The sequence below is a fragment of the Fluviicola sp. genome (assembly GCF_030151805.1).
Lineage (GTDB): Bacteria > Bacteroidota > Bacteroidia > Flavobacteriales_D > Crocinitomicaceae > Fluviicola.
This window is the reverse complement of sequence record NZ_JASLCN010000360.1, coordinates 1-11,193: the sequence shown is the minus strand read 5'-3', so window position 1 is coordinate 11,193 and position 11,193 is coordinate 1. Positions and strand designations below refer to the sequence as shown.

Here is an 11,193-nt window from a genome sequence, read left to right as displayed (position 1 = left end):
CGATATTTTTGCCATTCTTTCTTTCTGTAATCCGGGCATGTTTGGTTCCATCAAACAATTCAAAGATCATTACGCTGTTCCGATTGATAAATTCCAGGACAGCAGACGCGCAAAAGAATTGCAGAGACGCATTCATCCTTTTCTGTTGAGAAGAACCAAAAAACAAGTTGCAACCGAACTTCCTGAAAAAACGGAAATGGTCGTTTATTGTGAAATGGATCACGAACAGCGCAGAGTGTACGACGTGTACAAAACGGAATTGAAGGAATACCTGATGAGTGAACCCGACTTCTTAGACGGACAAAGCAGTATGCACGTACTTTCCGGGTTAACCAAACTGAGACAAATTTGCAACTCTCCGGCATTGATCAATGAAAATGGCGTTTCTTATGGCGATCAGTCTGCAAAAATCCAGGAACTGATCGAACAGATCGAAGACAAAAAGAAACACCATAAAATTCTTGTTTTCTCTCAGTTCGTAGGTATGCTGAACCTCGTGGAAAAAGCATTGGAAGAACGAAATATCCGTTATTCCATTCTTACCGGGCAAACCAAAAAACGAAAAGAAGTGGTGAATGCTTTTCAGGAAAACAATGAAATCCGGGTTTTCCTGATCAGTTTGAAAGCCGGAGGAATGGGCTTGAATTTAACCCAGGCCGATTACGTTTTTCTGATTGATCCGTGGTGGAATCCGGCAGTGGAGAACCAGGCTATTGACCGCGCTTATCGCATTGGTCAGGATAAGAAAGTGGTTGCCGTTCGTTTGATTACTCCAAACACCATTGAAGAAAAAATCCTTGAATTACAAAAACGCAAGCGGGAATTGATCACGGATTTGGTGCATACGGATATCAGTACTTTGAAACAACTGAACCGAAAAGAGTTGATTGAACTTTTATAATCAATTTTAATATTTTACACTTTTTCAGTCACCAAAAAGTGGTGCAAAAGGCTTGTCTCATTCAAAGCCCTTCAGGAATGAGGCTGAGATCCTGCTTCGACAAGTCTAAATCCTTTCCTTAGAAGGAAATATCTCAAGACATGCTCCATCCATATATGTTAAATCCTGAAAAAGCAGGTTCATTCTGAGCGTTTGTTCGTATTTTTGAAGCATGAAAAAAGGATTGTTTTTACTTGCAATCGCATTAATCGCAGTTGATTTCGCTTTTGGGCAAGGATGTTCTCAATGCAAGCTTTTGGCGCAGCAGGGAAGTGAATTGAACGAGAACTCCTTCGGTTCGTCTATCAACACCGGGATTTTGTTTTTGATTGCAATTCCTTATTTGATTCTGATGTTTTTCTTCCGCAAGCAAATTGCACGTTTATTCAAACGCAAAAAAACAGCTTAACGGTAAAAATTCATTTCGTCGATGTACTTGCGAACAGGTTCTGTAAGCAGGTAACGGACATCTTTCCCCTCTTTGATCGCGTGTCTCACGAAACTGGACGACACTTTCATCACCGGAGCTTCTTCACACATAATAATATTCGGGTGATTTTTGAATCCGTTTTCCGGATGATGACCGATTTCCTGAACTTCTTCCTCTTCCTGAAGCGTTAGCACGCGCGGATATACGTAGAACTTGTAGTTTTCCAGTAAATGTTCGTGATTGTACCATTTGTGGAATGTTCTCAAATTGTCTTCTCCCATAATCAAAGAGAATTCGTAGTTCGGATACTTTTCCTTCAGGTAAGCCAAAGTAGTTGCCGTATAATTCGGTTGCGGAAGTTTAAATTCGATATCGGAAGCCTTCAGATTCACATTGTCCTGGATCGCTTCATTTACAATTGCCAGACGATGATAATCCGGCAGCAGCGAAGATTTCAATTTCAACGGATTCTGTGGTGTTACCACCATCCAAACCTGGTCAATGTCCGTGTATTCAGCCATGTAATTCGCAATGACTAAATGACCGACATGAATCGGGTTAAAAGTTCCGAAGTATAAACCGACTCTCATTGTTTGGAAATAAATGTTCGAACAAGTGTTTCCGCCTCCTTGCAGGCACGGTCCAACTCATCATTCAGGAGAATGTAATCGAAATCCGGAGCGCGATCCAATTCCATTTGAGCCTTCGCCAAACGCATGCCGATCTTTTCTTCCGATTCTGTGCTGCGGGCTCTCAAACGCTCTTCCAGAGCTCCGAAAGAAGGAGGTTGTACAAAGATCGCCAGGGCATTCTTTCCGATGATTTTCTTCAGATTCAATCCTCCGATTACGTCAACATCAAAGATTACCGTTTTTCCTGCCGACCAGATCCGATCCAATTCAGATACCAGCGTTCCGTAAAAATTATCGGTGTAAACTTCTTCCCATTCTACAAAAGCTCCTTCTCCGATTTTCTGCTTGAAGCCTTCGATTCCGAGAAAATAATAATGTTTTCCGTGCTCTTCTTCTCCGCGGGGTTCGCGGCTACACGCTGAAATGGAAAAAGCCAGTTCGGGAATCTTTCCCAACAGGTGCTGCACGATCGTTGTTTTACCGGCGCCCGAAGGAGCTGAAAAAATAATGCATTTACCGGCACTTGGGTCAAACTTCATTCTAAAGCGTATTTAAAACCTGCTCTTTGATTTTTTCTAAATGATCTTTCATTTCAACCACTAACTTTTGCATTTCCACATGGTAGGATTTGCTTCCAAGTGTGTTGATTTCACGACCGATTTCCTGTGTGATAAAACCCAGTTTCTTTCCGCAAAACGGAATATTCATGGTTTCAAGAAAATAATTCAAGTGATTTGAAAGGCGCATTTTCTCTTCCGAAACATCCATTTTTTCGATGTAGAAAATGATTTCCTGCTCCAAACGGTTCAGATCAATGGAAATATTTGTGATTTTTTCCAATCCGGTTTTCATCCGTTCACGAACTGCTTCGATACGTGCTGTTTCGTATTTAGGAACTTCGGCAAGCAATTCATCAATGCGCTTGATATTCGATTCGAAATCCTTTTTTAACTGATCACCTTCCTGCTTACGGAATTCGTTCAAATGCTGGCACGCTTCACGTACCAATCCCTGAACAAATGTTGATTCCTCATCAGAAAGCGCTTCTTTGTCATTCGAATAGATCTCCGGCATGCGAAGTACTAATGAAAGCAGGTCGCTTGTTGGTTCTCCAAGTAACTCAGCTGTTTCTTTGATATCCTTGTAGTAAGCCTTAGCCAGATCGCGGTTGATCACATAGTTCTTTGTATCACCGGAATTTTCCAAAGAAATAGATAATTCTACTTTTCCTCTGTCCAGTAATTCAGCAACTATTGAGCGATTTTCCAATTCAATCTCGCGATACAACGGAATTGCACGCATATTCAAATCTAAACTCTTACTATTTAAGGATCGGATTTCCACAACGATCTTCTTCCCCTGGAAGGATCCGCTTGCTTTTCCGTAGCCGGTCATTGATAATACCATTTGCTTCAGTTTGGGCAAAAGTACGGAAATATTGTCGAGAAGGTGTTATTTCGGGGCTTTAAGAATTTGTTAGGTTTGATTTTCGTGTTCCAATATAAGTCCCGCAATTACTCACGGGACTTATTGGAAACGATATGCAGTTAGTCCTGGGCTACTGGCACTGCAGTGCCGTTAGCACCAAGAGCTTCTTTGATTTTTGCTTCTAACTCGTCCATTAATTCCGGGTTATCGGCAATCATATTTTTAACGGAATCTCTTCCTTGTCCTAATCGGGTTTCCCCGTAGGAGAACCAGGATCCACTTTTCTTCAGGATATTCAATTCTACTCCAAGGTCGATAATTTCACCCACTTTGGAAATTCCTTCTCCATACATAACGTCAAATTCAGCTTTGCGGAACGGAGGAGCTACTTTGTTTTTCACCACTTTCACTTTTACGCGGTTACCAATGACGTCTTCTCCTTCTTTAATCTGGCTTGCTCTGCGGATATCAATACGCATGGAAGCGTAGAATTTCAACGCATTTCCTCCTGTTGTCGTTTCAGGGTTTCCAAACATTACTCCGATCTTATCACGCAACTGGTTGATGAAAATACAACAGCATTTTGCCTTGTTGATCGAACCGGTTAGTTTACGAAGTGCTTTTGACATCAAACGAGCTTGTAATCCCATTTGTGAATCGCCCATTTCTCCTTCGATTTCTGCCTTCGGAGTCAATGCTGCTACAGAGTCAATGACTAATAAGTCAACTGCTCCTGAACGAATCAAACTGTCTGCAATTTCCAATGCTTGTTCACCGTTATCAGGTTGAGAGATCAATAAGTTTTCAATATCCACACCCAATTTTTGTGCGTAAAACTGGTCAAATGCATGTTCAGCATCCACAATCGCAGCAATTCCACCTTGCTTTTGCACTTCTGCAATTGCATGAATCGCCAGGGTTGTTTTTCCGGATGATTCCGGTCCGTAAATTTCAACGATTCTTCCTTTTGGATAACCGTTTACTCCTAATGCCAGATCCAGTGTAATTGAACCGGAAGGAATTACTTCCACTTCTTCAATTGCATTGTCTCCTAATTTCATTACAGATCCTTTTCCGAAAGTCTTGTCTAACTTTTCCATTGTTAGCTGAAGTGCTTTCAATTTTTCCGGGTTGATTTCTTTAACTGCCATATCGTTTAAATTTTAATCGTTTTTGTTATCGTTTCTGCAAATGTACACCCAGTAGGTCGTAAACTACTTACGATGTTCTGATCAGTTTAAATTTAAAATCTCCTCACCGTGAATTTTCGTCTTTGGTTTCTCAATAATATGGGTAATAATCCCCTTTTCGTTCACAACAAATGTTGTCCGGTGAATGCCATCGTATTCGCGTCCCATAAACTTTTTCAAGCCCCACACTTTGAACGCATCAATCATCTTTCGTTCCGTATCCGCTATCAATGGAAAAGGTAAGCTAAACTTTTCAATAAACCGGGTATGCATTTTTTCCGTATCCATACTTACTCCTAAAAGCGAATATCCTTTTTTCAGCAACTCCTGGTACGAATCTCTCAAGCTGCAAGCCTGATTGATACAAGCGGGAGTATTGTCTTTCGGATAAAAGTAAATCACCAGTTTCTTTCCTGCAAAATCCTGATTCGTAATTTCTTTTCCATTTTGATCCGTCCCCCGGAAATCCGGCATGCGGTCACCTGTTTTTAATCCTGTCATCTAATTGTTGAGTATTTAAACGTTTATCTGACGAATATATAGTCAAAAGTACAGCTTTATTTGAAATTGACAAATTTTAGCCTGTTTTTTTGTTTAATTTTTCGTCAGAATGATTGTGCGTGTATTTGAAATTAACTTTAATATCCTGTTATTCAGGGAAATAAACACTGTGTCCGGTTTCCTGCTCCAATAAAAATTTACTGCGGATCACTTCCTGAACAGTTCGTTTTTCGATCTTGCATTCCAACCACGAGATAATATCGAGGTACAGGAACGGTCGTTTTTCATAAGGCAGTTTAGAAAGTTTTACCAGTTTTCCATGTAAAATCCGGAAGGCTCGCATCAATGAGCGGTCATCTGCAAACGGAAGCTGGCGCAGGAAATTCAGGATTTCGTGCTGCACTCCATGCAAATCTCCCATATTTCTCAAGAAACGATACACCGATTTGATCTGGTAATCCAGTAAATGATCATCTGTTCCCAATTCGAAATGTGCAATCAGGTTCAGAATCCGCGCAAAGGCCTGAATATCTTCCCGAAGGGAAACATCTTTCAGCTGAATAATGCGATTCAGATACTTGATCGCCATTTTATTGTCGCCGTTTCCGAAATAAAGACATGCAACCTTATAATACAGAATCATGATCCGGTGGTTATCCAAACGGTCTTCGTGATCCGAAATGAATTGTTCTACTTTCGGTACGATCTCCAACCCTTCGGAGAAAGTCCCGCACAAATAATAGTAATTTATTTTGGCCGTAAGCCAGTAATTGCGATGCAGGAGGGCAATATTCTCATTATCCCTGTCTCCCAGATCCGCGCTTTCCAATTTTTCTATCGACTCCAGCAGGCGCTTGTGATTTCTCAGGTTAAACAAGGCATTCTGCAGGTTGTAAAGACCTTTCAGATACATCTCGCGGTAATGATCTTTCACATGCGAGTGATCTTCAAACAATTTCACCCACAAACTGGCATATTTGAAGCACATCAGGAAGTCCTGCGTGATATAATAATACCAGACATACGCATTGTAGAGGTGCATTTTCTCCTCGAAGCTCAACTCCGAAATTTTGTATTCGGGCAGTCGTTTTGCGAAGAATTCTTTGACGAAACGGTAATCTTTCTCATCCCGCACAAAACCTACTTTCACATTTAACGCATAAAGCTGCAGCGATAAATTCGAAAATTGAATACTTCCCTGGATGTGTTTACTCAAATCCCGGCTTTCTGCTGTCAATTCATCTGCACGCGAAGAAACGCTTCGTGTAATATGCTGTGATTCTATGAATTTTTCAAAATCCAGAATTTCCAGGTGCAGCACCGTTGATTGGATCTTAATAGCATTTTGTTTGGCTTTTTCCAATAGTTTCAATGCCTGATTGTAGAATCCTTTTTCATACAAAATCAAGGCGTGATCCATAGATTCCCGGATTTCGATCGTAGGCAAATGCGGTGCATGCTGCAATCTTAAACTGGTGAGCAATTGCTTATATAAGTGCGCTTTAATATTTGAAAGCTGACTCTTTTTCATTCCACTGATCTTGGCAATTGCCAATTCATCCGAGTAATTTTCGGTTTTATCAATAAAATCAAACAGCTGCAAATACTTTATTTCCTCCTGGGAAGAAGAACTTCGATTTGCATAAAGCTTAAAACTTCGTTTTTCAGCCTTTGATAAGGAAGCAATCAAACGAACTAAACTATCTGTTGACCCTGTGGACATTGTAATTTTTACCTTAAATTATCGTTTGTAGTTTGTTGATTATCAGTGGTTTAATCAATGTCAATTAACGCTTGGTTATCGTAAATATCGAAAACATTGATTTCGAATATTTAACATCTTGTTTCATCTTTGTATTATACGAATGATTTAATCATCATTTGTCCTTAAAATGTACTCATTTGAGTAACAGGAGTAGGGGTGCTCTTGTTTTTTCGATTAATAGCAAAAAAATCCTTTGTCTTTGACAAAGGGTTTTTTGTTTACCCAAAAATACGTCGAATTGTTGAATTAAGATCTTCCGATTGGAAAGAAAATCCGGTGGATCGGATTCTCACATTGGAAACCCGGTTGCCAAATAATAGCATGATCGCCATTTTCCCGAAGAGTACCCGGATAATAAAACCGGGAACCGCAGGCAACAATCTTTTTTTCAAGACTTTGGCGATCATCCGGGTGAGTTCTTTATTCGTGGTATTTCCGGCAGACGCATGATAAACTCCTTCCAGTTTGTTGGTAATCACATGTCCGAACAGGCGTGACAAATCATCCGCAGCAATCCATGGAATGGGTTGTTCTCCCGAACCCAGAACAGCACCAAATCCTTTTTTCACAGGATCAGCCAATCTTGCCAAAGCACCACCGTGTTCGCTCAATACAACCGCAATCCGTATTTTGGATACCATGCAATATTCCTGAAACTGGTCTGCCGCTTGTTCCCACTTTCGGGTAATGTCTGAAATCAAATCATTGCCGAAAGCATCTTCTTCCTGATGCAACTTTTCCTGGTCCTCAAAACCATAAGCTACTGCTCCGGAAGCAGAAACGTACTGCTTCAAATCCGGGGAGGTTTTAAAGGTTTTAAACAAAAAGCGCGTGGTTTCGATCCGCGAATCATAGAGTTCCTGAATCCGCGATTTCGTCCATCTTTTTGCTGCCATTTCTGCACCGCAGAGGTTAATTAAAACGCTTGTGTTTTCAAGAGCCAGCGGGTCAATTGTCTTTTTGACCGGATCCCAATTCAGGAAAAAATGTTCCGGATCAGAATTCCTGCGTGTCAGAATCCAAACTTCATGGCCCAAACTTCTTAAATGTTGTGCCAACCCCGTTCCAATCAATCCGGAACCACCTGCTATCAGAATTTTTTCCATGCTGCTCTTTCAATTTGAGTCCTAATTTAGATGAAAAAAACTCCTCCGTTTGTTATAAACCTGTTACTTTTACACGTCAGGTCATTCTGAATGAAATAAAAGCTATGAAAAAGTATATTTTCCCTGTATTACTTATCGGATTAGTCTCTTGCGGTTCTGATAATTCAACTCAAAATTCCGAAAAGGAAAAAGAGAAAAAGACGATCGTCAAGCATTTCAAAAACGAAGCTGAAATGGATGAGCATTTGTTGCAATTGAAAAAAATCACGGAATCTTCCGGGCTTACAGCTAATTCTTTGCATTATGAAAAAGGAGACGGAACGATGGTCGAGGTGATCGGTCATTTGGATACGGCCAGCGTTCTTCAAATCCTGGAAGAGCAATTTTCTGACGGAAACGGAAAAACAAACGGTACGCGTTTTTACTATCTGAATGACGGAAAACCTTTCATGACGCAAGAGCTTATTGACCAGATCGACGGAACGAACGAGGCTGTTTTTATTGATCGTATTTCGTATTACGACGAGAAGGGAAAGATCATCAAAACAAAAGAGCGCACTGCTTCATTCCAGGACGATATCAACAAAAAGAGTTACAAACCGGCTCCGCTTCATCCGATCAAAATGGATCGCGCAATGGATGCCTTGAATTCGGAGAAGGAGTTTGCAACGACTTTCCAGGGATTTGTTCACCAGGATATGTTTAGTTATGTAATTCTGGGACCGGATGATCCGAACGGATTTACAACTGCTTTGAGATTGGATTATAAAGATCAGCTGATTAACATTTTATATAGCGAACCTGAAAAATATATCGGTGCAAAAGTGAAGGTGAATTTTGAAGTTCACGACGATCGCGGTTTTGAATTCCAGGTATATGCCGGCGGGAAATTTGTAGACTAAACTACAACATGAAATTAAAAAGGTACACTTCGACTTCGCTCAGTGTACCTTTTTTTATGTCTCAATCAAAAGCCAACTGAGCGAAGTCGAAGCCAGCTTTTGAATACGTTCTATTTGATTTTCCCCAATTCAGCTTTCAGATAATCAATGATCTCAATCTCGATCGGATCTCCGTGTTTCAAATCGCTCAGATATAAGGAAATCCAGTCGATCAAATGGATCAGGTAAATACTTTTTTCTACGATTGTTGCTCCTTTTGCCTGAATGATTTCTACTTTATCCGTTTTTGATTTGGTGCGTTCAACCGAGATGTCGAATCGTTTTTGATTGCGCATGGTCAGATCTCCGGTTTGGATAAACAAACACGCATAGCGGTTATCTCCTCCACCCCATCCAACAAGTTCGTTGTGGTTCATTTCAGGAATCACATGCTGCCAGCACAATTCTTTTGAGTTTTCGTTGAGCTGCTGTTTTGCACGAATCGTAATGCCTTCGTAGGAAGAACCCGCATAAACTGCAACTGTTCTTTTCTGAAGTTCTTTCGCTACACGCATCGCTTCAGACTTTATATGAATGAACTCCGAATCAATGATGTTTTTCCCGTTGGAGATTTCATTCAGGATCGTTTTTTGCGCATACCCCAATTGAAGGAAAATATTGCACAACTGAACCAATGAAAATGCCAAAGCTGTTCTTGGCGGATTTCCTCCCGGAACAATGACATATTGGTAGTTATTCGTTTTACAAAAGGTTTCCAAAGCACCTCCGGAACAAATTCCGAGGATTGTTGCTCCTTTTTGTTTTGCGTCTTCCAAAGCAAATAAGGTTTCCTCCGTGTTTCCGGAATAAGAAGAACCAATTACAAGGCTGTGCTTGTCCACAAATGCGGGCAATTCATAATCCTGAATCGACAACACCGGAACCGGACAGTAATTTTCAACCCACTGAGAAACAATCTTACCACCAATGCCTGAGCCTCCCATCCCGCAAATAACAATGTTTCGGATGTCATTATTCGGTTTGGTAAAAGTTGTTTTAGCCGCAATTTCGAGAGCTTCGCTAATGTTGGACGAAAATTCCTGAATGAGTTTTTCCATAATTCACTTTGAAGTTTGTAAATATAGTAAGGCTTTTTATAACAGAAGAAATTTTAAAAATCTTCACACGGAAATAAATTAGTGTACTTTTACCGAAAAATTGAAGATGAAGTCTAGAAAAGCATCGGAAACACTGGCTATCACGACTAAAGTTGTGTTGCCAAACGACACGAATACACTGGGAAATTTGTTTGGCGGTCAATTATTGGCCTGGATGGACGAAATTGCAAGTGTTTCTGCTCACAGACATTCAAAAAGAGTAGTCGTAACGGCAAATGTAAACAATGTGAGTTTCAACTCTCCGATCAATCATGCATCAATTGTAACTCTGGAAGCAAAAGTTTCCCGTGCTTTCAATTCTTCCATGGAGGTTTTTGTGGATGTTTTTGTAGAAGATAACATCACCGGAAAACTCAGCAAATCCAATGAGGCCATTTACACTTTTGTAGCTGTGGACCAACATGGTGGACCAATCCAGGTTCCGGAGCTGGTTCCTGAAACGGAAGAGGAAATTGAGCGTTTCGAAGGAGCTTTGAGAAGAAAGCAGCTGGCCCTGATTCTGGCGAAGAAGATGAGCCCGAAAGATGCTACTGAATTGAGAAAGTTGTTTGCTGATTAATAAATTTGTGATCCCGGACGTAATATTGCGGAATTACGTCCAGATTTTTCATTTCAAATCAACTTCCCGGTTTTTAACCATTTTCCAATGTATTCAAGCGTTTTGGCCTTATCTATTCGGGAATTTAACACTATTCGTTACCGAATGTAATTCCGCAATATTACGTCCAACGTTGATTTGTCCCTATTTCGAACATCTCAAACGTCTCAAACGAATATCAGAATAACCCGGTATTACATTAACAATCCTGTAAATCCATCGCAATCATTTCCGCATCTTGCAAATGCATGCAATTGAAATGCTTTTTAGGGCATTCCTTATACCCGATTTTCGAGCAGGGTCTGCAAGACAATCCGTTTACTTCATGAATGGAATACAATGCCGGGTTTTGCGGCGCATACGTATACATTCCGAAATCCGGAACCGTATTTCCCCAAACGCTTACAATCTGAGTTTCGAAACAACTCGCAATGTGCATCAATCCGGTATCTCCTGTCAACAATTTCCTGCAGGTTTTGGTCATAAAAGCAGATTGTCTGAGTGATAATTTTCCACACAAATCAAGTACCTGTTTGTTTTCAAG

13 protein-coding genes are annotated in these 11,193 nt (G+C 40.6%); 4 read left to right on the top strand and 9 right to left on the bottom strand.

The features are described 5' to 3' along the window. Positions 1 to 901 (top strand): DEAD/DEAH box helicase (locus tag Q1V93_RS13730; RefSeq protein WP_300665468.1); only part of this gene is annotated, 901 nt, incomplete at its 5' end. Between the two features lie 211 nt (positions 902 to 1,112). Further along, on the top strand, positions 1,113 to 1,349 hold the full coding sequence (locus Q1V93_RS13725; RefSeq protein ID WP_300665467.1) for a hypothetical protein: 237 nt from the start codon (positions 1,113 to 1,115) through the stop codon (positions 1,347 to 1,349). On the opposite strand, the gene nadD is transcribed toward Q1V93_RS13725, so the two are convergent. The 7 genes from nadD to Q1V93_RS13690 form a co-directional block, all read right to left on the bottom strand. Next, positions 1,346 to 1,960: a nicotinate (nicotinamide) nucleotide adenylyltransferase gene (nadD, locus tag Q1V93_RS13720; RefSeq protein WP_300665465.1), complete on the bottom strand. Its 615-nt coding sequence runs from the start codon at positions 1,958 to 1,960 to the stop codon at positions 1,346 to 1,348. The genes Q1V93_RS13725 and nadD overlap by 4 nt on opposite strands. Next, complete coding sequence (gmk, locus tag Q1V93_RS13715; protein WP_300665464.1) at positions 1,957 to 2,541, bottom strand: guanylate kinase; 585 nt, start codon at positions 2,539 to 2,541, stop codon at positions 1,957 to 1,959. The genes nadD and gmk overlap by 4 nt, the downstream gene beginning before the upstream one ends. A gap of 1 nt (position 2,542) precedes the next feature. Further along, positions 2,543 to 3,409, bottom strand: a complete 867-nt coding sequence (locus Q1V93_RS13710; protein ID WP_300665462.1) for a YicC/YloC family endoribonuclease — start codon at positions 3,407 to 3,409, stop codon at positions 2,543 to 2,545. Positions 3,410 to 3,549: 140 nt separating this feature from the next. Continuing rightward, positions 3,550 to 4,581 (bottom strand): recombinase RecA, encoded by a 1,032-nt coding sequence (gene recA, locus Q1V93_RS13705; RefSeq protein WP_300665460.1) that lies wholly within the window; start codon positions 4,579 to 4,581, stop codon positions 3,550 to 3,552. Between the two features lie 81 nt (positions 4,582 to 4,662). Next, positions 4,663 to 5,121, bottom strand: coding sequence for a thioredoxin-dependent thiol peroxidase (gene bcp / locus Q1V93_RS13700; protein ID WP_300665459.1), 459 nt, complete (start codon positions 5,119 to 5,121; stop codon positions 4,663 to 4,665). Between the two features lie 148 nt (positions 5,122 to 5,269). Continuing rightward, entirely contained in the window at positions 5,270 to 6,844 is a 1,575-nt protein-coding gene (locus Q1V93_RS13695; protein ID WP_300665458.1) for a hypothetical protein, read from the bottom strand. Positions 6,845 to 7,104: 260 nt separating this feature from the next. Then, positions 7,105 to 7,992, bottom strand: a complete 888-nt coding sequence (locus tag Q1V93_RS13690) for a TIGR01777 family oxidoreductase (RefSeq protein WP_300665457.1) — start codon at positions 7,990 to 7,992, stop codon at positions 7,105 to 7,107. Positions 7,993 to 8,096: 104 nt separating this feature from the next. Here Q1V93_RS13690 and Q1V93_RS13685 point away from each other — a divergent pair, with 104 nt between their 5' ends. Beyond that, the gene (locus tag Q1V93_RS13685; protein ID WP_300665456.1) at positions 8,097 to 8,894 is read left to right on the top strand and encodes a hypothetical protein; all 798 of its coding nucleotides are present in this window, start codon (positions 8,097 to 8,099) and stop codon (positions 8,892 to 8,894) included. 110 nt (positions 8,895 to 9,004) lie between these two features. On the opposite strand, the gene Q1V93_RS13680 is transcribed toward Q1V93_RS13685, so the two are convergent. Next, on the bottom strand, positions 9,005 to 9,991 hold the full coding sequence (locus Q1V93_RS13680; RefSeq protein WP_300665455.1) for a bifunctional phosphoglucose/phosphomannose isomerase: 987 nt from the start codon (positions 9,989 to 9,991) through the stop codon (positions 9,005 to 9,007). Between the two features lie 106 nt (positions 9,992 to 10,097). On the opposite strand from Q1V93_RS13680, the gene Q1V93_RS13675 reads away from it, so the two are divergent. Then, positions 10,098 to 10,610, top strand: a complete 513-nt coding sequence (locus Q1V93_RS13675) for an acyl-CoA thioesterase (RefSeq protein WP_300665454.1) — start codon at positions 10,098 to 10,100, stop codon at positions 10,608 to 10,610. A gap of 238 nt (positions 10,611 to 10,848) precedes the next feature. On the opposite strand, the gene Q1V93_RS13670 is transcribed toward Q1V93_RS13675, so the two are convergent. Continuing rightward, on the bottom strand, positions 10,849 to 11,193 hold a 345-nt coding region (locus Q1V93_RS13670; RefSeq protein WP_300665453.1), incomplete at its 5' end, for a glycosyltransferase family 9 protein.

What these genes read in the sequence shown, in the direction of transcription:
- Q1V93_RS13725 (WP_300665467.1), top strand. Translation starts at nt 1,113, where the DNA reads ATGAAAAAAGGATTGTTTTTACTTGCAATCGCATTAATCGCAGTTGAT.
- nadD (WP_300665465.1), bottom strand. Translation starts at nt 1,960, where the DNA reads ATGAGAGTCGGTTTATACTTCGGAACTTTTAACCCGATTCATGTCGGT.
- gmk (WP_300665464.1), bottom strand. Translation starts at nt 2,541, where the DNA reads ATGAAGTTTGACCCAAGTGCCGGTAAATGCATTATTTTTTCAGCTCCT.
- Q1V93_RS13710 (WP_300665462.1), bottom strand. Translation starts at nt 3,409, where the DNA reads ATGGTATTATCAATGACCGGCTACGGAAAAGCAAGCGGATCCTTCCAG.
- recA (WP_300665460.1), bottom strand. Translation starts at nt 4,581, where the DNA reads ATGGCAGTTAAAGAAATCAACCCGGAAAAATTGAAAGCACTTCAGCTA.
- bcp (WP_300665459.1), bottom strand. Translation starts at nt 5,121, where the DNA reads ATGACAGGATTAAAAACAGGTGACCGCATGCCGGATTTCCGGGGGACG.
- Q1V93_RS13695 (WP_300665458.1), bottom strand. Translation starts at nt 6,844, where the DNA reads ATGTCCACAGGGTCAACAGATAGTTTAGTTCGTTTGATTGCTTCCTTA.
- Q1V93_RS13690 (WP_300665457.1), bottom strand. Translation starts at nt 7,992, where the DNA reads ATGGAAAAAATTCTGATAGCAGGTGGTTCCGGATTGATTGGAACGGGG.
- Q1V93_RS13685 (WP_300665456.1), top strand. Translation starts at nt 8,097, where the DNA reads ATGAAAAAGTATATTTTCCCTGTATTACTTATCGGATTAGTCTCTTGC.
- Q1V93_RS13680 (WP_300665455.1), bottom strand. Translation starts at nt 9,991, where the DNA reads ATGGAAAAACTCATTCAGGAATTTTCGTCCAACATTAGCGAAGCTCTC.
- Q1V93_RS13675 (WP_300665454.1), top strand. Translation starts at nt 10,098, where the DNA reads ATGAAGTCTAGAAAAGCATCGGAAACACTGGCTATCACGACTAAAGTT.